Origin of the sequence: Paludibacter sp. 221 (genome assembly GCF_010501035.1) — a bacterium.
Lineage (GTDB): Bacteria > Bacteroidota > Bacteroidia > Bacteroidales > Paludibacteraceae > QVMH01.
In genome coordinates, this window is sequence record NZ_QVMH01000002.1 from 39,783 (window position 1) to 61,375 (window position 21,593).

Consider the following 21,593-nt stretch of genomic DNA (forward strand, 5'->3'; position numbering starts at 1 on the left):
AAATACTCTTCATTTAAAATCTAAGTTGAATGAAAAAACATCCATATCAGAACGAACGATTAAGCATCATCTCACCTTCTTCATTAAAAATCTTCACGTGAATTTTACGTGGTGTGGATTCTACCCACAAAATGCTTTTATTGTCATTTATTACTATCGGAAACGTATTGTCATACTCGCCCGTCTCAATCAAAGCGTGGCGGTGTGTATGCCCACTAAACATTATATCTATATTGCTATTATTCAGTACCGGCATGAAAAGCCTGTTGACCTCACTCAAACTATGAGCTCCGGGACGGGGAGGTTTCGTAGTGTCCACATTTACCGGATGTCCGCCAAAAGGTGGTATGTGGATAATAACAATACGCTTGCGGGCATTGACAAATTCATCGGTCAAAACAACTTTTTTCAGCCACTCTGCCTGCTCCTCCCTATACTGGTCGAAAGCCGTGATTCCGTAATACTCCCGATGATGGTCGTACTTATCCTCGCCCGAATCCAATACCAGAACAGCCGTTTCGCCATACATATACAACCCATAATACTTACCATCAGGACGCAGCACATACTCCTTAAGCCTGCGGGCTAAAGGGCCCCTGGTTTCGTGGTTTCCTCTGGTGATTATAAACGGTTTTTCGGTAGCAAACTCATCTACCGACACGTCAATAAAACTTGTAAAAGGCTGTTCGGGTTTATAAAAGTAAGTCATTATATCGCCGTTAAGAAAAACAGCATCAGCATCTTTCAGAGGGACATGTGATAATAGTTTTTTATACTTTTCGGAGTTGTCGTGCATATCATTCACTACAACGAAAGCACTTTTTTTAGCCCGGTTATCTACCGTTTTAAAATGATACCATCCCGAAGCAATACTGTCGCCATAAGCAAGGGTATAGGGCTGAAATTTTGTAATTTCTTTCGACACCAAACGGTACTCGTATGATGTATTAGGGGTCAGGCCTGTTATTTCTATCGTATTCATCGTATTATATGCCTCTATAAGCCCATCGTTATATGCACAATACTTTTGAACATTTTCACTTCCTTGTTTGCGTAATTCTACATAAGAAAAGCCTTTGGACGATGTCGTAAAATACACATATGTGCCTGTATCCGTAGTACCCTGCAAATAAGGGCCATGATTAAATACATATTTATTATCTGTATTCTCCGACTCTTGCGCATTAACAAGAGTAAGCGAAAAAAAAGCCATAAAACACAGCAGGATGTTAATTGAGTTTTTCATATTCTTATAAATATTTTTGAATTTAAACGTTATTTTCTATTTTTGCCACTCTTTTTCAACCTACATCAGCAACAACACAATACACTAAAAACAAGAAATACATACTATAATATCCTCTAAAAAAAAGAGAATTAAAATTACTTATTTTAATTCTCAAAAATACATCTTTTTTAAAGGATAAGTTAAACAAAATGTATTTTTCTTTTGTTAGAAGGGCAAAAGAGTAAGAAAATGAATGTAAAAATTAAAACAATAGAAATAATGAAATCAAAAAAAGCTATTTTACTGGGATTAATACTGGTGCTGGCATTTCCTATTGCAGCACAAATTACATCAACTGATGCACAGTTGCGTTCGCAAGAATCTAAAGCTGCAGAAGATGGATGGCATGCCGGAGGAGTAACAACCGTAAACTTCTCACAATTGTATCTGAGCAATTGGGCTGCCGGAGGTGAAAACTCATATTCATTAAACGGATTAGTAAGTTTGTTTGCATCGTACAAGAAAAACTCGCTGACATGGGACAATACATTGGATATGGGTTACGGATTCGTAAATCAATACCAATCGCAAGGATACCGTAAAACTGATGATAAATTTGAATTCAACTCGAAAGTAGGTTACAAGGCGTTCTCCGATTTCTACTATTCCGGTTTATTGAATTTTAAAACTCAGTTTGACAAAGGTTACGACTATAAAGCAGACCCCGAAGCCTTGAACCCTATCTCTAAGTTTTTAGCTCCGGCTTATTTAACGGCTGCATTGGGGCTAAGCTACCAGCCTAACCGTTATTTCAGCGCATTGATAGCACCTGTAACAGGACGTATGACAATAGTAAACGACGAAAATCTTTCGAGCATCGGTGCTTTTGGAGTTGACCCGGGAAGCAAAACAAGAATGGAGTTTGGTGGTTATATCCGTACCATTTACAGCAAAAACGATTTTAAACCGGAGTTTTTAAAAAATGTAACTTTAACCTCTAAACTCGATTTATTTTCGAACTATCTGGATAATCCTCAGTACATCGACGTAAACTGGGAAGTGCTTATATCTCTGAAAGTAAACCGTTTCTTATCGGTGAACCTGAACACTAATCTGGTATATGACTATGACGTTAAATTTGCTGACCCTGATGGCGGAGAGCCTAAAGATAAGGTTCAGTTTAAAGAACTGCTTGGGGTCGGATTCTCACTGAATTTCTAAATACAAGCCTGATATAAAAAAGAGAGGATGTGTCAAAACTACGATTTTGTCACATCCTCTTTTTCTTTAAAGATTTATCTTTTCGTTTCTTTTAAGCCGTTCTCTGGTTATCTTCTTGCCATTTGATTCGTTTTTCCTAGTATATAAATTTAAAACAGTTTCTAATTGTTTGGGGTATTCACGGCGCAAAGTAGCATCGATATACATCAAATAAAAATGCTTGAAGTTTTTGAAACTACTAAAATGATAGAGTATCAATATGGTCATGATCTCACTATCGGACATTTGATGGTTGCGATTTCTCCTTTTTATGTCGGTATTGCAAGGTAATGCCTTATTTTCGTTAACTAATTGTGCATATCCTTTACAAAATTCATTTGCGGCACAAAATACTTCTGTAACTTCGTCTTGGGTAAGTAAGCTCATATTGTTGTATGAGCTTATTGTTTGTCAAACTTAGAGATAACAATTTTATGCTTACTTACCTAATTTTTAATACACTTTTCTTATCTGGAACTCAGGTTATTATTAAAAACAACTTTACATAAATAAAAAACGCTGTAAAAATCTAATTTACAGCGTTTTTATTGTTTTTATTCAGGCTTTGTTTATGCCATTTTATTTGACTTCTTCAAAATCTACATCAGTCACATCATCTTGCGAATTTGCTCCGCCTTGATTTTGTTGTTGTCCTCCGAAATCAGCTCCCGGCTGAGGACCTCCTTGTTGTGCGTTTTGAGCATTATACATTTCCTGACTTGCAGCTTGGAATACTGTATTTAACTCATTAGTTGCAGCATCAATTCCGGCAAGGTCTTGCGCTTTATGGGCTTCTTTCAGCTTGTTCAACGCAGCTTCAATCGGGCCTTTTTTATCTGCAGGAAGTTTGTCGCCAAACTCGTTCAACTGTTTTTCGGTTTGGAAAATCAAACTGTCGGCATGGTTCAATTTGTCGATTTTTTCTTTTTCCTTAGCATCAGCTTCAGCATTGGCAGCAGCTTCGTCTTTCATACGTTTGATTTCTGCATCACTCAGTCCCGAAGAGGCTTCAATACGTATATTTTGTTGTTTACCAGTAGCTTTATCTTTAGCCGAAACGTTCAGGATACCATTCGCGTCAATATCAAATGTCACTTCGATTTGAGGCACTCCACGTGGGGATGGTGGTATTCCGTCCAGATTGAAACGGCCAATGGTTTTATTTTGGTTAGCCATAGGGCGTTCACCTTGTAGAATATGAATTTCTACCGAAGGCTGATTGTCGGCAGCAGTAGTAAACGTTTCAGTTTTCTTAGTAGGTATTGTAGTATTTGCTTCAATCAGTTTAGTCATTACACCACCCATAGTTTCAATACCTAACGAAAGCGGAGTAACATCAAGCAGCAATACATCTTTCACTTCACCTGTCAATACACCACCTTGAATTGCAGCGCCTACAGCAACTACCTCGTCAGGGTTTACACCTTTCGAAGGAGCTTTGCCGAAGAATTTTTCTACCGCCGACTGAATAGCCGGAATACGGGTAGAACCTCCTACCAAGATTACTTCGTCTATATCACCTACGTTAAGTCCTGCACTTTGCAAAGCTGTTTTACAAGGGTTAATCGTGCGTTGCACAAGGTCGTCTACCAGTTGCTCAAATTTAGCACGGGTAAGTGTACGAACCAAGTGGCGTGGCACGCCATCCACAGGCATAATATATGGCAGGTTAATTTCGGTAGAAGTAGTATTCGACAATTCGATTTTAGCTTTTTCAGCAGCTTCTTTCAAACGTTGAAGAGCCATCGGGTCCTTGCTCAAATCAATTCCGCTATTCTCGTTTTTGAACTCGTCAACCAGCCAGTTGATAATGCGTTGGTCAAAGTCGTCACCACCAAGGTGAGTATCACCGTCAGTCGATTTTACTTCGAAAACACCATCGCCCAATTCGAGTACCGATACGTCGTGAGTACCACCACCACAGTCGAATACAACGATTTTCATATCCTTGTTCGATTTGTCGAGACCGTAAGCCAAAGCAGCAGCAGTAGGTTCGTTCACAATACGTTTTACGTTTAGTCCGGCAATTTCGCCTGCTTCTTTCGTAGCTTGGCGTTGCGAGTCGTTAAAATAAGCAGGCACGGTAATTACCGCATCGGTAACTTCAGCACCAAGATAATCTTCGGCTGTTTTTTTCATTTTTTGCAAAATAATAGCCGAAATTTCCTGTGGAGTATAAAGACGTCCGTCGATGTCAACACGTGGAGTATTATTATCGCCTTTCACTACTTTATATGGCACACGGTTTACGTCTCCCTGTACCTGATCCCATGCTTCTCCCATGAAACGTTTGATAGAGAACACGGTTCTTGTTGGATTAGTAATAGCCTGACGCTTAGCAGGGTCACCCACCTTGCGTTCGCCACCATCCAAAAATGCAACAACCGAAGGTGTTGTGCGTTTACCCTCGCTGTTGGAAATAACGATAGGCTCGTTACCTTCCATCACAGCCACACAAGAGTTTGTGGTTCCTAAGTCAATTCCAATAATTTTTCCCATAATTAGTATGTTTTATTTTTATATTATTCGATAGTATTTTTTACTTTAAATCCTTATACTGTTTGTTGTCACAAACAATCTGCACCTCTTTTTACAAACGATATGCCATCCGGAATATGACAGTTTATTTTACGATTCGAATGACAAAAAAGATGTTTTCAGCCTTCAAAATCGCATTTAAAACTGACAAAAGGACAGTTGATGTCATGAAAATTTCATTCTGAACAAAAAACATATACCTTTGTACATCTACAGAGAATCTTTTGTTAAAGTCGTATGTTATAAACAATCTAACCACAAATTAGTTTTTTACACCACAAATATTTTAAAACCCAAGCAGGAAAGCCAATGGCGACAGTTTACTTAGGATTAGGAACCAATCTGGGCAATAAGCGCGAAAACATTGAGAACGCAATTTATTATATATCCCAGCAGATAGGAGAAGTAATATCTATTTCTTCTTTTTTTGAATCTAAACCGTGGGGATTTATGTCTGAAAATGACTTTTTAAATGCAGTTATTTCTGTCACTACTACAATTTCGCCTACTCTGTTGTTGGAAAAAACACAGGAAATAGAGCGGGAAATGGGGCGGAAAACAAAAACAAAAGAAGGTGGTTATTCCGACAGGTTGATTGATATCGACATTCTGTTTTATGACACGCTCGTATTAGACACTCCCAAATTAAAAATCCCGCATCCATTAATTCAGAAGCGGGACTTTGTATTAATTCCGTTAGCAGAAATAGCACCGAACTTAGTCCATCCGGTACTGCAAAAGAGCATACGCGAAATGATTAAAACATTGAATCGTTGAACTGTCAGCAAAACAACTATCAATTAAACGCTCCTACAGTTCACCCGTTTTTCACTTCACATCTGCCGAATGATAATCTTTCAACAGCTCTAATGCTTTGCGGTAATCCTTTTCAAAAACATACACTTTAAGCCCTTCGTCTATATCTTTGAACATTGGGAATAGTTCCACCACCTGTTCCTCGCCCACAAGAGCTTCAATACCATTTCTTTTCAATATCTCACTATCCAAATTAGCATTCGCTATATTTTCGTACGTCTTTAATGCAACAACTTTATCTTCCATAATCCTTATGTGTGTTTTAATTATTACTCTTTGTAAATATAACGATATTTCACGAAAAAATGTTTAAGCTCATGCGAACTTTTATTATTTTTACATCATTAAATACATACACTCACACAACATCTATTACATTGATTCAGAATAAAATATGAAAGTTTACAAATTTGGAGGAGCATCAGTACGCTCGGCAGAAGGGATAAAAAACATAGCAGATATAGTTTCAAAAGAAACTGAAAACCTGTTTATCATCATATCGGCTATGGGAAAAACAACCAATGCGATGGAAATTGTATTGGAGAATTTCATGAAAGCCGACCGCCAAGCAGCACTAAATAAATTGGCCGAAGTAGAGGCATACCACTCCCAAATTGTAGCCGAACTGTTTGAGCAAGATACCGCAGGAACAGAAGTTTTAAAATCTGTTTTCGGCGAAATAAAAGGGCATATCAATACAGGCATTGGCGACGATTACGACCGTTGGTACGATTGTTTAGTGTCGTACGGTGAGGTTATTTCCACTAAAATTATATCTGCCTATCTGAATAAATGTAACGTAAGTAATGCGTGGCTGGATATGCGTGAACTTTTGGTTACGGATAGCAACTACCGCGAAGCAAACGTACGGATGGAAGAATCGCAGGAAAAAATGGAAAAATCTGTCGATTTCAGTAAAAGTAAAATTTACATAGGTCAGGGCTTCATAGGCGCCAATACTCAAGGCAACCCCACCACACTTGGCCGCGAAGGCTCTGACTATTCAGCAGCCGTAGTAGGAAACTTGCTTGATGCCGAAAGCGTAACAATATGGAAAGACGTACCGGGCATTTTGAATGCTGACCCACGCTTGTTTGAGAATACGGTACATATCCCGGAAATGACATATCTTGATGCTGTAGAATTGGCTTACAGCGGGGCACAAATAATACACCCGAAAACCATAAAACCACTACAAAACAAAGAGATACCACTCTATGTTCGTCCCTTTGGCAACCCTGAGGCAAGCGGCTCGGTAATTAAGGCAACGGTAGAAAACCCTAAAGAAGTTCCGGTTCTAATCGTACGGAAAAATCAGGTGCTCGTTACCATACGCCCGCGCGATTTCTCTTTTGTACTCGAAGAAAGCCTGCCTTGGCTCTTTACCATTATACACAAACACAGGCTGAAAGTATCGCTTATTCAGAGTTCGGCTATCAGCATTTCGGTAGGAGTAGACAACACCCGCTATCTGGAAGGTGCATTGGATGAGTTGGCAAATGACTTTAAGGTGTCGTACAACACGGGGATGGAACTGCTCACCATTCGCGGAATAAACCCTGACATCGAAAAAGAAACTACAGCAGGCAGAGAGATATTGCTTTCGCAGCGCACACGGCGAATAGGACGTTTCTTGATGAAAGAAGTTTAGTACATGACAAAAGTTACTCAATATCAATAAACTTTCAAAGTTGTATCTTATTCAGAAAACTTACGACATAATTTACAGTTGCATCAAACCAAGGATTGAAGAACCAGAATGTATGAGGGCTATCGTCAATCTCATGTGTTTCGGAATATATGCCCATACTATCCAGTTTTTGCACCAATTCATCTCTCCCATTATGAAAACGGGGGATAGAGCTATTAATAAAACATACCGGAACCGAGTTGCCCGACACATGAGACAGAGCCGAAGCATCTTCCCAATTACAGGGATTCTCGCTATACGTACCTCCCAGCCAAGTAGCATCCACAGGCATTTTGGTCTTTTCGAGCCTTGCACGTTCAGCCCGTTCAATAGTAGCCTCGTTCAGAAACGTTGATATACCATCAATATTTACTACCGCTCGGATATAGCTGTCTTTATTCGCCGTGCCCACAAGACACGCCAGTTGCCCACCTGCCGAGCAACCCGAAATTACTATCCTGTTTTTATCTATTCCTAATTTTCCTGCATTTGCATACACCCACTTCACAGCATCCTCCACATCCTGTACTCCGGCAGGATATAATGCTTCGGGAATCAACCTGTATTCCACAGGGATACATACAAACCCTTCGCGTGCAATGTGGGTAGCCAAGGGAGTTTGCATCGAAAGGTCGCCCGAATTCCAGCCTCCTCCGTGCACCATGAGCAGTGCAGGATATTCCGCTTCATTATCCGGACGATACACATTCAAGTGAAGGTTTCTACCTTCCCCTGTCTTTTTGTAAACCACTTTCTCCTCAGCATACAAACCTTCAAATACAGGCTTCACTATTTCAATATAGGGTCTTTTCTTTTTTTCCTTTATGTAACTGGAATAAATGGTATAGGAGGTATCACGGGGTACTCCATCAATTAAAACCACCTGAGCCGAAAGAGGCAATGCGATGATTAAAAACAAAAGCAGACAATAGTTCTTCATAACATGTTTTTGAGAAACAAAATTAATAAAATCGCTCCGATTATGATAGTAAAATAAAACAAGACATTAACCGTTATAAATTGTAAAAAATCGCTCATTAATTCGTAAGTCCTCATTTCCAGGCGGATAAAATTACCGTGTTTCAAAAAAGCTTATTATCTTTGTAAAATTGTTTACAAAGCAAAAGCAGTATTAAAGTGGACAAACACGTTTGCCCCGGAATTAAAATTGTAATAAACCGAAATTTGTTTACCTAACCACGTTTTTATTATTTCTATGTTCAAAAAAATTTACTTAGCACTTGCCCTCCTCACGGCAAGTACATCTTTTATAAAAGCGGGCGACCATCTACCCGAACTGAATGTAAGCAAGCTACTACAGGACTATTTAGATTACAAACACCTTTACGACTCAATTAATGTTTACGAAAGGATGCTGAACGATTATTCAGACGACCTGATGGAAGATCATCCGGCCGACGATATTTACCGCAACATCTGGACACGGGAGAGGCTGAATCCGTACAAGATACCGATTGACAGTATTCCCGATTCAATCAGGATTGACTGTCGTAATTTCGTACTGCCTGTTCCGGGAAACATAACTTCACGCTTTGGGGCACGCCGCTACCGCTATCACTATGGCACCGATTTAAAACTGTACGCAGGCGAACCTGTAAAAGCTGCTTTTTCGGGCAAAATCCGTATTATAGATTACGAGCGCAGAGGCTATGGCCACTATGTGGTTATACGCCATAAAAACGGGTTGGAAACTGTATATGCCCACCTTTCAAAAGTATTGGTTGAGCACAACCAGCAAGTGAATGCCGGCGACACAATAGCCTTAGGAGGCAATACGGGACGCTCAACCGGACCACACCTGCATTTTGAAATACGCTATTTGGGCAATGCTATAAATCCGGAAAACATCATTGACTTCAACACCGGAATACTGAAAGAAGACCAATACCTGATTACTAAAAACCAAACTTTTTATTACCAAAAAGAAGTACAAGCCCTGCAAGCTGCGAAATACATCATCGTGCGCAAAGGAGACACCCTGAGCCACATAGCTTCGCGCAACGGCACAAGCGTAAAGCGGATATGCCAGCTAAATAATATGTCGATAAAATCAATTATCCGTCCCGGACAGAAAATCAGAGTAAGGTAAGCGATAATTTATTGATAATAAACAAGACACATGTCCGGTAATCTCCCTCTTTACGACTACCGGATTTTTTCATGATATAAGAAATGAATATATCAGGAGATAATTTTATCACTTTAAAAAATTATTTACTTTTGTACTACAACGTAAAACCATTTTTCTTTCACTTATGAAAAAGATATTTGTAATACTATCAGTCCTTACCATCGTTTTGGCATCGTGCGAAAACAATAAAAAGTTTAAAGTACAAGGCGTGGTTGAGAACGCACAAGGAAAAATGCTGGTATTGGAGCATACAGGAATCGTAAAAACACAGGGCATAGATTCCATGAAAATACTTGCGTCAGGCAAATACACGTTAAAGGCTATGCGCCCTGAATATCCCGACTTCTATCGCCTCCGCATTGAGAATAAAACCATTGCATTTGCAATCGATTCTACCGAAACTGTTACTATAAATGCAAATTTAAACAACTTCGCAACGGATTATACCATCGAGGGGTCGTACGATTCGGAACTAATCAAAGAATTGCGCCTTTCGGTCATCAATATCCAAAATATGATTAACAGCCTGAAGCCCGAAATGGAACAGGACGAACGGATGAAAAAGGTAGATGAAATAGAAGAAGAACTTGAAAAGCACAAAGCGAACGCCCGAAAAATAATTATGCAAAAGCCTGTTTCTACAGCAGCTTATTTTGCATTATACCAACAAATAAACGGACAATACATTTTCTCGCCTTACCTGCAAGAAGACTATCCTTATTGGGCTGCTACGGGCACTGCCTATCATACATTCATGCCGAAATACGACCGTAGCAAGAATATTTACAATTTTGTGTTGGGAGCATTGAAAGAAAAACAAGCAGCCAAACAACAAGAAGCATTAAACCAATTACTCCAAAATCCCACCGCCGGATATATAGATATCGTATTACCGGACAGAAAAGGACAAGAAAAGAAACTATCGGAACTGGAAGGGAAGGTTATACTCATTGATTTCTCCACCTACGAAGCGCCGGAAAGCATCGAATATACTTTTTCGCTACGCGACCTCTATAATAAATATAACAAACGAGGATTCGAAATATATCAGGTTTCTCTGGACCGTAATAAGCTGCTTTGGGAAATTTCTATCGAAAACATCCCTTGGGCTTGCGTACGCGACGAAAACGGGCCAAGCAACCGTTTTGCCTTACTGTACAATGTAAGTAAAATCCCAACCACATTCCTTATGAACAAAAAAGGCGACATTGTTGCACGCGACTTGAATTTCGGACAATTGGATAAAGAAATAGACAAGCTGTTGAAGAGTAAGTAGTGGGTAGCGAGTAGAAAAAACGAGGATTAGGGTAAATAGAGGCTTTATGGCAAAAACATACGAGTATCACATGAAAGTGCGTGATTACGAATGCGACGCACAAGGAGTAGTGAATAATGCGAATTACCTGCATTATTTCGAAGCTACACGCCACGAGATGATGGAGTCGTGCGGGCTGAAACTACGCGACCTGACTGCTGCCAATATCATCCCCCTATTGCGCAATGCAAATGTTAGCTATCGTCATTCGCTGCGTGGCTCGGACGAGTTTATCAGTAAAATATCAATCGAACGCGAGGGGCTTCGCTATTATTTTCTGCAAGAAATCCACCTTGTACCCGATAACACCCTTTGCGCTAAGGCCGAAATAGAAATAGTTTGCCTGATTGACGGGAAAATAGCCAAACCCGATTTATTTGACAAAGCATTTGCAGACTACCTTGTATGGCGGAAAATATGACAGAAGAAGCGTATGTGCATCTGAACGGGCATAGTCTTTTTGTAAAAAAGATTAACAACTGCCCGGACGCCAACGAAAAACCTGTGTTGATATTTCTGCACGACTCATGGGGCTGTACCGAAATGTGGGAAGATTTCCCCGAAAAACTGGTAAAATTAAGCGGCCTGAATGGCTTGGTATACGACAGGCAGGGATATGGCAAATCCTCACCTTTCAATATAACGGCAAGAACCAACAATTACCTGCACGATGAAGCACATGAGCTAATCGACTTATTGAACTTGTGTGGAATAAAAAACGCTGTGCTATACGGACACAGCGACGGAGCAAGCATAGCATTAATAGCTGCCGCACTCTATTCCGACAGGATAAAAGGCTTGCTGCTGGAAGGAGCCCATAGTTTTGTAGAAGAATCGGGAAAAAATGCGGTAAGGCAATCACGCGAGAGGGCAAAGCACTCAAGCCTAATAAAAAGTCTGGAAAAATTTCATGGCGACAAGGCACCGGAACTATTCAGGCTCTGGCACGAAACTTGGCTGAACGACGGATTCGTCACATGGACAATTGTACCGCTATTAAAAGACATCGCATGTCCGGTATTGGCATTTCAGGGAGAAAGCGATGAATTTGGAACTATCAAGCAGCTAAGTGTTTTAGAAAAAGAGATACCATCACCAACCATCATTACCGAAATACCAAAAGCCGCCCACACTCCCCGAAAAGAAGCTGCCGAAGAAACGTTAAAATGGATTGAATCCTATTTCTCACAAAACCAGTTCTTCTGAATTTCCTTTTACATTCACATCTGCCGAGCACACAGCTCCCACCCTCGCACAAAACAAAAAAACAGGATAAATACTTATTTGTTGCTATTTAATGTCTAAAAGTAATTCATTATCTTTGAAGTTCGATTTAAGAACATACAAGCCTCTTGAAAAACAGACTGTTAATAAGTAATTTAACAAAAAAGCAAAACATACAAACTTTACACAAATGAGAAACAACCTTAGTTCTTTAATTACGCTTACACGAATTCCGCGAAAATACTATCAACCGGATGATGTGTTTGAGCTTTCGCGCGTAACACGTTTAGAAAAAATCCCGACCGAAATTTTCGAAACAGAAAAAAAAGGTGCTAAAAAAGTAGCACTTGAAATTGCTGAACTCATCAGAGAGAAACAAGCAGCAGGAGAAAACTGCGTGTTGGGATTGACCAACGGGCAATCGACTACCGGAATATATTCCGAGCTAATCAAAATACACACCGAAGGAGGGCTGAGCTTCAAAAACGTTATTGTATTCAATCTTTTTGAGTATTTCCCTTTAGCAAATAATACGAAGGGCTGCTTTCTGCAAATGAAAGAAAACTTTTTCGACCATGTAGATATTCTGCCCGAAAACATACATACGTTGGATGGCACGATAGATAAATCGGAAATCATAGCCGCATGTGCCGCTTACGAAAAAGAGATAAAAAAAGCCGGTGGAATAGATTATCAACTGCTTGGCATAGGCCGTACAGGCAACATCGGATTCAACGAGCCGGGCACACAGGCAAACTCTGCAACACACCTGATACTGCTCGACAACGCATCGCGCAAAGACGCTGCCGAGCTATTCGGAACATTGGATGCTGTGCCTATCAGTGCCATAACAATGGGTATAGGCACTATACTGAAAGCAAAAAAAATAGTATTGGTGGCATGGGGCGAGCACAAATCTACAGTAATTAAAGACGCTGTAGAATCTCCCGTATCAGAAGCAACTCCGGCATCTTATCTTCAAACACACTCCGATGCAAAAGTCATTATCGACCTCAACGCAGCTGGCGAGCTTACAAGAATAAGTCAGCCTTGGCTGGTTACTTCATGCGAATGGGACGATAAGCTGATTCGCCGTGCTATCGTATGGCTATGCCTGAAAGTAAAGAAACCAATACTGAAACTGACCAACAAAGATTATAACGAGAACGGACTGAGCGAGCTATTAGCTCTGTACGGCTCGGCATACAATGTCAATATAAAAATCTTCAACGATTTACAACACACCATCACAGGATGGCCGGGCGGTAAACCTAATGCTGACGACTCGAACCGCCCCGAACGTGCATTGCCATACCCTAAAAGAGTACTGATTTTCAGTCCGCACCCCGACGATGATGTTATCTCGATGGGAGGCACATTCAAACGCCTTATCGACCAAAACCACGAAGTGCATATTGCATACCAAACTTCGGGCAACATTGCTGTGGCCGACGATGAGGTTATACGCTTTATTGCTTTTCTGAAAGGGTTTAAAGATATGTTTGACAAAGGCAATAAGGTATTGGAAGACAAATACGTTGAATTTAAAGACATACTTTTAGGTAAAAAAGAAGGTGAGCTCGATACACGTGAAATATTGGAACTGAAAGGTTTAATCCGTCGCGGCGAAGCCAAAGCAGCATGTCGCTATGTAGGATTACCGTCGAAAAACATTCACTTCCTTAACCTACCTTTCTACGAAACAGGAACAATACAAAAAGCCCCTATCAGTCAGGCCGATGTAGATATAATCATAAAACTGCTTCAGGAAGTCAAGCCGCACCAAATTTACGTGGCAGGCGACCTTGCCGACCCACACGGAACACACAAAGTGTGTTTGGATGCAGCTTTAGCAGCTATCGACGAACTTAAGGGCGAAGCATGGCTGGACGACTGCCGTATATGGATGTATCGCGGAGCATGGAAAGAATGGGAAATAGACCATATAGAAATGGCTGTGCCTATCAGCCCTGAGGAGTTGCGCAGCAAACGTAACGCTATATTGAAACACCAGTCGCAAATGGAAAGTGCGCCTTTCCTTGGCAACGATGAACGCCTGTTTTGGCAACGCTCCGAAGACCGCAACCGTGCCACTGCCGACCTGTATGCGCAGTTAGGTTTAGCATCTTATGAGGCTATCGAAGCCTTTGTTCAATATATTCCTATTGAATAAGAATGTCTTAACCATAAATTAATTGGATTTTAGGATTGCCTTGATTTCTTTTTAATCAAGGCAATCTTGTAATCAAGAAAATCATATTCAAGACTTACTTTATAGAAAAATAACTTTTCCCTTTAGCCTTTATTTCCGTATTTTTGTAAAAATAAAAATAAACTACTATGAATATAACCGACCGTTTTCTGAAGTATGTAAGCCATCCTACCACTTCGGACGAAAATACAAAGATGACTCCCAGCACTCCGGGACAAATGATATTTGCAAAATATCTGGTTGAAGAACTGACGTCAATCGGGCTTACTGAAATTGATTTAGATAAGAATGGCTACATAATGGCAACATTACCGGCCAACACAGACCAGCAAGTACCCGTTATCGGCTTTATTGCCCACATGGATACAAGCCCCGATATGAGTGGAAAAAACATCAAACCACGTATTGTGAAAGAATATGACGGCAACGATATTTTGCTGAACGAAGATAAACTAATCGTACTGGAAACTGAGAAATACCCCGAAATTCTCCAATACAAAGGGCAGAATATTATCGTAACCGATGGTACTACGCTTTTAGGTGCTGACGATAAAGCCGGCATCGCCGAGATAGTTTCGGCAATGGAGTATCTGATTGTCCACCCCGAAATAAAACACGGTAAAGTACGTATCGGATTCACTCCCGACGAAGAGATAGGACAAGGTGCCGACCATTTTGATGTAAAAAAATTCGGAGCCGAATGGGCTTATACAATGGATGGAAGCGAAATAGGCGAACTGGAGTTTGAAAACTTCAACGCAGCCTCGGCCAAAGTAACTTTCAAAGGGCTGAACGTGCATCCGGGCTATGCAAAACGTAAAATGCGAAATTCAATGCGTATTGCACAACAATATGCTACCATGCTCCCACGCCACGAGACTCCTGAGCACACCGAAGGCTACGAGGGTTTTTATCATCTGGTAGGGATGGAAGGAAAGGTAGAGCAGTCAACACTCAGCTACATTATTCGCGACCACGACCGTGACCGCTTCGAACGCCGCAAAAAAGAAATGCAACACCTTGTAAATAAAATAAATGCTGAATTTGGTGAAGATACCGCCGGCATCGAAATAAAAGACCAGTACTACAATATGCGCGAAAAGGTAGAGCCTGTAATGCACATTGTAGAGTTGGCTAAAAAGTCGATGGAAGAACTGGGTATTAAGCCAAATATCAAACCCATACGCGGCGGTACTGACGGCGCACGCCTTTCGTTCGAAGGGCTTCCGTGTCCCAATATATTTGCAGGAGGACATAATTTTCACGGACGTTTCGAGTACCTGCCTATACCATCGATGGAAAAAGCCATGCAGGTAGTGGTCAAAATAATTGAAAACGTAGCCGCACCCACTAAATGAGGGACTTAGCGATAGGTAAAAACAGGCTCCTGACATTTTGAATAACAAATACAACAAATAAAAGTCTTGACTCTTGGTTCTTGACTCTTGATTCTAAATAAAACAAATGAAAACAACACCATTTACAGAGAAACACATTGCACTTGGTGCAAAAATGCATGAATTTGCAGGTTACAACATGCCCATAGAATATCCTACAGGCATTATCGAAGAACACTTAACCGTACGAAGCGGAGCAGGAGTGTTTGATGTATCGCACATGGGTGAGTTTTGGGTAAAAGGGCCAAAGGCCTTGCCTTTCCTCCAAAAAGTTACAACCAACGACGTATCAAAACTTGCAATAGGAAAAGCACAATACACATGCTTCCCCAACGGGAAAGGCGGTATTGTAGACGACCTGCTGGTATACCGTTACGAAGATGATAAATACCTGCTGGTGGTAAATGCATCGAACATTGAAAAAGACTGGAACTGGTGTGTAAAAAACAATACAGAAGGGGCTGATTTGGAGAATGCGTCGGATAACATGGCGCAGCTTGCAGTGCAAGGCCCAAAGGCAACCGAATTGTTACAAAAACTAACAGCGGTAAACCTCTCGGAAATTCCATATTATAGCTTTAAAGTAGGCGATTTTGCAGGAGTTGACAACGTAATCCTTTCGAACACAGGATACACCGGAGCAGGCGGTTTCGAGTTATATTTCTACCCCGAATACGGAGATAAGATATGGAACGCCCTTTTTGAAACAGGAGAAGAATTTGGGCTGAAACCTATCGGATTAGGCGCACGTGATACACTCCGTCTCGAAAAAGGCTTTGCTCTATACGGAAACGATATTGACGATACTACTTCGCCTCTTGAAGCAGGCTTAGGCTGGATTACCAAATTCGTTGATGGCAAAGACTTTATTGACCGCCCATTTTTGGAAAAGCAAAAGGCAGAAGGCGTAAGCCGCAAACTGATTCGTTTTGAAATGGTGGAGCGCGGAATACCACGCCACGGATACGAGATAGCAAACGGAGAAGGCGAAATTATAGGCAATGTTACATCAGGCACAATGGTTCCGGGTACAAAGTCTTACATTGGTATGGGATATGTAAAAACAGAATATACACAGCCCGACACCAGAATCTATATCGTTATCCGCAACAAAAACATTGAAGCAAAAATAGTTAAGTAACATACATTATTTACTTAAAATTATAATAGCAGGTTTTCTTACAATGGCTTTTTACCTGAAGAAAACCTGCTATTTATTTGGGGCTATTCAGTAAATAGTTTCAAAATAGCATGAGCCAGTTATCAGTTCATGCAATTTTTTTTTAAGAGGTTGTTTAAATTTTACTCGCAAGATAAATTTTGGTGTTTTTTGTGAAAAAGACAGATGTGAAACAATAACAGCTTCTTTGTGAAAAACTTAAACAACCTCTTAGGCTTTCTTTCTCTTATGGAGTGACAATCACTTTCAATGTTCTTTCTTCTAAGCCGATTCTGGCTTTTATGATGTATGCTCCGGCTTCGTTAACGTTCACTTCTGTTAGTCCGTTTGCACGTCCGGAATCAATTATTTTACCCGATACCGAGATTACTTTGTACTCATAGTTTTCTGTACCTTCGATAATGATGGAATAGTTCTTTGTGTACACATTGAGGCCATTACCGGATAGTTGTTCATCGTTTGTAGAGGTTCCTTTTGTAATGCTGATGAGGTTTGTTTTGCAAGCGGTATTGTCTTTCAGGTAAATATATCCTGCGTTGTATATTTCGCAGAATACATTTCCTGCAGGTACTTCGATAAACTGGAACTTAGCATCTTCCACTTCGTCATAGTCTTCTCCCGCTATCAGTTGCTCCTTTTTCGAACCGTTTTGGCGATACCATGTGAATGTAGGATAACGTCCTTTTTCATTATAATAATACCCTACACCTTTTTTGGAAACGTACCATTTGCTCAAGTCAATAACGTCATTGGTAGTGTATGAATCATTTACTGTATATTCAAAAGACTGAGGCATATAAGATACCGTAAAAGTTCCTTCCGGTAAATCGTTCAAAGATATATTGTTATTATAACAATCTACAGAAAAGCCGCTTACGGGATTTGGAGGTAGAATAAGTGATGTTATCTTATTATAAGTACAGTCAAGTTCTTTCAGATTTACATACTTGCTTACATCCAATGTAGTTAATGCTCCTGCCCTACAGGTTAGATTAGTTAATGCTTCAGCATTTTCCGGTAAAACCAATGTAGTGAAATTACTGTTAGCACTACTGTTCTGATTCGATGTTTCTAAGGTGGTGAGTTTGGATAGTTTACTCACATCCAGCCCATTCAGGTAGGTGTAATTACTTATCACTTTTCTTAGTTCATTATCTACTGTGTTTGGCAAAATAAGTTCTGTTAAATTCCCGTTGCTTGAACAATTCAGATTTTCCAGTTTTGTATAGCTGCTCACATCCAGATTTGTGAGGTTGTTGTAACTTACATCTAATGTTTTAAGTTTTTGCGTTTCTGACGGTAAAATTACCGATGTAATTAAGTTGCTGCTGCCTTTGCATTCCAACGTTTCCAACGCGCTTGCTTTGCTAAAGTCAGCCGTACGTAAATACTTCGCATTACTTGATGTACTGAACAGTTTGATTTTTTCGGCATCGCCATACACTTTGATGGTAGTTCCTTTTGGTACTGTACTGAATGTTTCTCCTGTTGTAGTATTTGTAATTGTACGTACATCTTTTACTCCATTACCCCAGTCAATTTTGATTTCAGTATTAGCTTCTGTAGCCGCAAATTTCAATCCTACATTATAGGTAGTAGCTGTGTTTGTAAACAGCATAATCGGGTCTTGAGCCGGAACGATAGTTGCTAAGCTTGTTTTACATTTTTCTCCTCCACTAAGGTCAGGATAGCTTGGGTTGTAAATAACACAATATACTTCTCCTGCCGGAATTGTAGGGAATTGGAATTTAGCATTGTCAACAACCGTGTAATCCGTACCTTCTTCCAATGCCGTAGAACTTCCATCCTTATACCATGTGAAAGTAGGATAACGTCCTGCTTCATCGTAATTGCTTCCGTATCCCTTTTTAGCTACATACCATTCGCTCAAATCGATAATGTCGTTTGTCTCGTACGATTCAGCGAGAGTGTATTTGGCAAACTGCGGATAATAAGATAAATAAGAGAACTGTCCCTCAGGTAATTTATTCAGATGAATATAATTGCTTGAACAATCCAGATTCAGATTTGATTTAGGATTGGCAGGAATGATAATATCTTCTAACTGGCAGAAAGAACAATCTATATACGTCAAATTATTGTATTTGCTTAAATCCAAAATGTTGTTATCCATTTTAACACTACTACATTCCAGATGTTCTAATACATCTGTATTTTCGGGCAGTAAAAAACTTTCTAATTTACTTGCACCCGAAACAATTATTTTTTTGAGCTTTGCGTATTTGCTTACATCCAAGTTTGTAAGTTTCGACAAATAAGCATAGTCTATCTCGTTTAGTTCATTCCCTTCAGCAGGAGGCAGGGTGATTTCTGTTAAATTCGAGTTTCTTGAGCAAATCAATGTTTCCAGCTTTGTATATTTGCTTACATCCAGACTTGTAAGATTGTTGCTGCTTACATCCAGTTTTTTCAGGTTTTGAGTTTCGTCCGGCAGAACTACCGATGTAATTAAGTTGCTGCTGCCTTTGCATTCCAGTGTTTCTAGTCCGCTTGCTTTGCTGAAATCAGCAGTACGAAAATACCGGGCATTATTTGAAATACTGAATAGCTTTATTTTCTGCGCATCGCCATACACTTTGATGGTAGTTCCTTTTGGTGCTGCAGTGAATGTGTTTCCTGTTGTAGTGCTTGTAATTGTACGCACATCTTTTACTCCATTACCCCAGTCAATTTTGATTTCAGTGTTAGCCTCAGTTGCTGCAAATTTCAATCCAATACTGGCAGTAGTGGCTACATTTGTAAATTGCATAATTGGGTCTGTTGCCTGAATGATGGATGTGAGAGTGGTTTTACATTTTTCCTGACCGCTCAGGTTCGGGTAGCTTGCATTATAAATAACACAATATACCTCTCCGGTGGGAATCGTCGGGAATTGGAATTTAGCATTGTCAATAACTGTGTAATCTGTACCTTCTTCCAACGCAGTAGCGCTTCCATCCTTATACCATGTGAAGGTAGGATAACGCCCTGCTTCATCGTAATTGCTTCCGTATCCTTTTTTTGCTACATACCATTTGCTCAAATCGATAATGTCGTTTGTTTCGTACGATTCTTCGATGTCGTATTTGGTGAATTGCGGCATATAATACAGATTTGAGAATTGTCCTTCGGGTAATTTATTCAATGGGATATAATTACTGGAGCAATCAATACTTAGATTTGCTTTTGGACTGGCCGGAATGATAACTTCTTTTAGTTCCGAATACTGGCAATCTACATAGGTCAAATTGCTGTATTTGCTTAAATCCAGAATGTTGTCATTTACTTTACTGCTGGTATATTCCAGATATTCTAATGCATTCCCGTTTTCGGGGAGGGTAAGGTTTTCTATTTTGCTTAGGTATGTTGCTGTGATTTTTTTAAGTTTTGAGCATTTGCTTACATCAAAGTTTGTAAAATTCGACAAACTTCCTAAAACAATTTCTTGCAATTCATTATTTTCTCCGGGAAAGGTTAACGAAGTAAGCAAGCTGATACTTTTGATGTTGATATAAGTCAGGCTTTTGTAATTGCTTAAATCCAACGACGCGATTTTTCCACTGTTTATGGTTATCTTTTGCAGATTTGTTGTTACTGTAGGCAGAACGAGTGTTGTAAGGTTGCTGTTGCTTGTTAGCTCAAGCGTAGCTAATTTGCTCATACCGCTTACATCCAGGTTTGTAAGTTTCGACCAACTTCCTAAAATTATTTCCTGTAGGTTGTTGTTTTCTCCAGGGAGGGTTAATGTGGCGAGTAGGCTGGTACTTTTAATATTTATATAAGTCAGATTCTTGTAATCGCTTAAATCCAACGACGCGATTTTTCCACTGTTTACGGTTATCTTTTGCAGATTTGTTGTTACTGTAGGAAGAACAAGTGTTTCAAGGTAGCTGTTGCTTGTTAGCTCTATTGCGGCTAATTTGCTCATACCGCTTACATCCAGGTTTATAAGCTTCGTCAAACTTCCTAAAATTAGTTCCTGCAGGTTGTTATTTGCTCCAGGAAAGGTTAACGAGGCCAGAAGGCTGTTGCTTTTAATGTTGAGGTAAGTCAGGTTTTTATAATCGGTGAAATCCAATGATGCGATTTTTCCACTGTTTACAGTTACCTTTTGCAGATTTGTGGTTACTGTAGGCAGAACGAGTGTTGCAAGATTGCTATTGCCAGTTAGTAGCTCAATAGTTGCTAATCCGCTCATGTTGCTTGCATCAATGCCTGTAAGCTGTGATACGCTCGACATTTTCAGGTATTTAATCTTTGTGGCATCCCCATATACACTTACCGTGCCTGTCGGGGCTTTCACTATATTTGTAGATGCAGTACCCACAATGTGTTCTACTGTTGTTCCATTACCCCAGTCTACTTGTATGGCTGTGTTATCTTCAGTAGCTTGCAGTACAAAAGTCATATTTGTCTTATTTGTACTGGTGAAGGTATTGCTGATGGTAAGTATTGCATCTTCAGCGTATATTGATACGGTGGATAACAATGCTGCTATAAAGAGTAAAATTTGCTTTTTCATATTTTTCTGAATTTGATGGTTAATAATAGGTAAAAACCGCTCAGGGATAAGTTTTGCAC

General features: G+C 40.0%; 16 protein-coding genes. 10 read left to right on the forward strand and 6 right to left on the reverse strand.

Going from position 1 to position 21,593, the window contains the following annotated elements; all coding sequences use genetic code 11:
• Window positions 1-46 precede the first annotated feature (46 nt).
• The gene (locus D0T49_RS00725) at window positions 47-1,246 is read right to left on the reverse strand and encodes an FN3 domain-containing metallophosphoesterase family protein (RefSeq protein ID WP_163628666.1); all 1,200 of its coding nucleotides are present in this window, start codon (window positions 1,244-1,246) and stop codon (window positions 47-49) included.
• A 231-nt stretch (window positions 1,247-1,477) separates the two neighbouring features.
• Between D0T49_RS00725 and D0T49_RS00730 the strand changes: the two genes are divergently transcribed.
• A complete protein-coding gene (locus D0T49_RS00730; protein ID WP_163628668.1) occupies window positions 1,478-2,449 on the forward strand; it encodes a DUF3078 domain-containing protein in 972 nt (323 codons plus the stop codon).
• A gap of 66 nt (window positions 2,450-2,515) precedes the next feature.
• Here D0T49_RS00730 and D0T49_RS00735 read toward each other — a convergent pair whose 3' ends face one another.
• Both D0T49_RS00735 and dnaK read right to left on the reverse strand, forming a co-directional pair.
• Entirely contained in the window at window positions 2,516-2,875 is a 360-nt protein-coding gene (locus D0T49_RS00735; protein ID WP_163628670.1) for a hypothetical protein, read from the reverse strand.
• Window positions 2,876-3,067: 192 nt separating this feature from the next.
• Window positions 3,068-4,987, reverse strand: coding sequence for a molecular chaperone DnaK (gene dnaK / locus D0T49_RS00740; RefSeq protein ID WP_163628672.1), 1,920 nt, complete (start codon window positions 4,985-4,987; stop codon window positions 3,068-3,070).
• A 348-nt stretch (window positions 4,988-5,335) separates the two neighbouring features.
• Here dnaK and folK point away from each other — a divergent pair, with 348 nt between their 5' ends.
• The gene (gene folK, locus D0T49_RS00745) at window positions 5,336-5,803 is read left to right on the forward strand and encodes a 2-amino-4-hydroxy-6-hydroxymethyldihydropteridine diphosphokinase (RefSeq protein ID WP_163628674.1); all 468 of its coding nucleotides are present in this window, start codon (window positions 5,336-5,338) and stop codon (window positions 5,801-5,803) included.
• 51 nt (window positions 5,804-5,854) lie between these two features.
• Here folK and D0T49_RS00750 read toward each other — a convergent pair whose 3' ends face one another.
• The gene (locus D0T49_RS00750; RefSeq protein ID WP_163628676.1) at window positions 5,855-6,088 is read right to left on the reverse strand and encodes a hypothetical protein; all 234 of its coding nucleotides are present in this window, start codon (window positions 6,086-6,088) and stop codon (window positions 5,855-5,857) included.
• A gap of 148 nt (window positions 6,089-6,236) precedes the next feature.
• Here D0T49_RS00750 and D0T49_RS00755 point away from each other — a divergent pair, with 148 nt between their 5' ends.
• A complete protein-coding gene (locus D0T49_RS00755; protein WP_163628678.1) occupies window positions 6,237-7,493 on the forward strand; it encodes an aspartate kinase in 1,257 nt (418 codons plus the stop codon).
• A 34-nt stretch (window positions 7,494-7,527) separates the two neighbouring features.
• Here the strand turns inward: D0T49_RS00755 and D0T49_RS00760 are convergent, their stop codons facing one another.
• Complete coding sequence (locus D0T49_RS00760) at window positions 7,528-8,472, reverse strand: alpha/beta hydrolase (RefSeq protein ID WP_163628680.1); 945 nt, start codon at window positions 8,470-8,472, stop codon at window positions 7,528-7,530.
• A 276-nt stretch (window positions 8,473-8,748) separates the two neighbouring features.
• Between D0T49_RS00760 and D0T49_RS00765 the strand changes: the two genes are divergently transcribed.
• From D0T49_RS00765 to gcvT, 7 genes are all read left to right on the forward strand, one after another.
• Window positions 8,749-9,642 carry a M23 family metallopeptidase gene (locus tag D0T49_RS00765; protein WP_163628682.1) on the forward strand — a complete coding sequence of 298 codons (894 nt, stop codon included), beginning with the start codon at window positions 8,749-8,751 and terminating at the stop codon, window positions 9,640-9,642.
• 166 nt (window positions 9,643-9,808) lie between these two features.
• A complete protein-coding gene (locus D0T49_RS00770) occupies window positions 9,809-10,960 on the forward strand; it encodes a TlpA disulfide reductase family protein (protein WP_163628683.1) in 1,152 nt (383 codons plus the stop codon).
• A 46-nt stretch (window positions 10,961-11,006) separates the two neighbouring features.
• Window positions 11,007-11,420: a thioesterase family protein gene (locus D0T49_RS00775; RefSeq protein WP_163628684.1), complete on the forward strand. Its 414-nt coding sequence runs from the start codon at window positions 11,007-11,009 to the stop codon at window positions 11,418-11,420.
• The gene (locus D0T49_RS00780; RefSeq protein ID WP_163628685.1) at window positions 11,417-12,205 is read left to right on the forward strand and encodes an alpha/beta fold hydrolase; all 789 of its coding nucleotides are present in this window, start codon (window positions 11,417-11,419) and stop codon (window positions 12,203-12,205) included. The genes D0T49_RS00775 and D0T49_RS00780 overlap by 4 nt, the downstream gene beginning before the upstream one ends.
• A gap of 208 nt (window positions 12,206-12,413) precedes the next feature.
• Window positions 12,414-14,396 carry a glucosamine-6-phosphate deaminase gene (locus D0T49_RS00785; RefSeq protein ID WP_163628686.1) on the forward strand — a complete coding sequence of 661 codons (1,983 nt, stop codon included), beginning with the start codon at window positions 12,414-12,416 and terminating at the stop codon, window positions 14,394-14,396.
• A 167-nt stretch (window positions 14,397-14,563) separates the two neighbouring features.
• A complete protein-coding gene (gene pepT / locus D0T49_RS00790) occupies window positions 14,564-15,793 on the forward strand; it encodes a peptidase T (protein ID WP_163628687.1) in 1,230 nt (409 codons plus the stop codon).
• 106 nt (window positions 15,794-15,899) lie between these two features.
• The gene (gcvT, locus tag D0T49_RS00795) at window positions 15,900-16,973 is read left to right on the forward strand and encodes a glycine cleavage system aminomethyltransferase GcvT (protein WP_163628688.1); all 1,074 of its coding nucleotides are present in this window, start codon (window positions 15,900-15,902) and stop codon (window positions 16,971-16,973) included.
• 265 nt (window positions 16,974-17,238) lie between these two features.
• Here the strand turns inward: gcvT and D0T49_RS00800 are convergent, their stop codons facing one another.
• On the reverse strand, window positions 17,239-21,534 hold the full coding sequence (locus D0T49_RS00800) for a leucine-rich repeat domain-containing protein (RefSeq protein ID WP_163628689.1): 4,296 nt from the start codon (window positions 21,532-21,534) through the stop codon (window positions 17,239-17,241).
• Window positions 21,535-21,593 lie beyond the last annotated feature (59 nt).

Bases quoted from the DNA above. Each gene is read 5' to 3' on its own strand.
- D0T49_RS00725 (WP_163628666.1), bottom strand. From the start codon at position 1,246: ATGAAAAACTCAATTAACATCCTGCTGTGTTTTATGGCTTTTTTTTCG.
- D0T49_RS00730 (WP_163628668.1), top strand. From the start codon at position 1,478: ATGAATGTAAAAATTAAAACAATAGAAATAATGAAATCAAAAAAAGCT.
- D0T49_RS00735 (WP_163628670.1), bottom strand. From the start codon at position 2,875: ATGAGCTTACTTACCCAAGACGAAGTTACAGAAGTATTTTGTGCCGCA.
- dnaK (WP_163628672.1), bottom strand. From the start codon at position 4,987: ATGGGAAAAATTATTGGAATTGACTTAGGAACCACAAACTCTTGTGTG.
- folK (WP_163628674.1), top strand. From the start codon at position 5,336: ATGGCGACAGTTTACTTAGGATTAGGAACCAATCTGGGCAATAAGCGC.
- D0T49_RS00750 (WP_163628676.1), bottom strand. From the start codon at position 6,088: ATGGAAGATAAAGTTGTTGCATTAAAGACGTACGAAAATATAGCGAAT.
- D0T49_RS00755 (WP_163628678.1), top strand. From the start codon at position 6,237: ATGAAAGTTTACAAATTTGGAGGAGCATCAGTACGCTCGGCAGAAGGG.
- D0T49_RS00760 (WP_163628680.1), bottom strand. From the start codon at position 8,472: ATGAAGAACTATTGTCTGCTTTTGTTTTTAATCATCGCATTGCCTCTT.
- D0T49_RS00765 (WP_163628682.1), top strand. From the start codon at position 8,749: ATGTTCAAAAAAATTTACTTAGCACTTGCCCTCCTCACGGCAAGTACA.
- D0T49_RS00770 (WP_163628683.1), top strand. From the start codon at position 9,809: ATGAAAAAGATATTTGTAATACTATCAGTCCTTACCATCGTTTTGGCA.
- D0T49_RS00775 (WP_163628684.1), top strand. From the start codon at position 11,007: ATGGCAAAAACATACGAGTATCACATGAAAGTGCGTGATTACGAATGC.
- D0T49_RS00780 (WP_163628685.1), top strand. From the start codon at position 11,417: ATGACAGAAGAAGCGTATGTGCATCTGAACGGGCATAGTCTTTTTGTA.
- D0T49_RS00785 (WP_163628686.1), top strand. From the start codon at position 12,414: ATGAGAAACAACCTTAGTTCTTTAATTACGCTTACACGAATTCCGCGA.
- pepT (WP_163628687.1), top strand. From the start codon at position 14,564: ATGAATATAACCGACCGTTTTCTGAAGTATGTAAGCCATCCTACCACT.
- gcvT (WP_163628688.1), top strand. From the start codon at position 15,900: ATGAAAACAACACCATTTACAGAGAAACACATTGCACTTGGTGCAAAA.
- D0T49_RS00800 (WP_163628689.1), bottom strand. From the start codon at position 21,534: ATGAAAAAGCAAATTTTACTCTTTATAGCAGCATTGTTATCCACCGTA.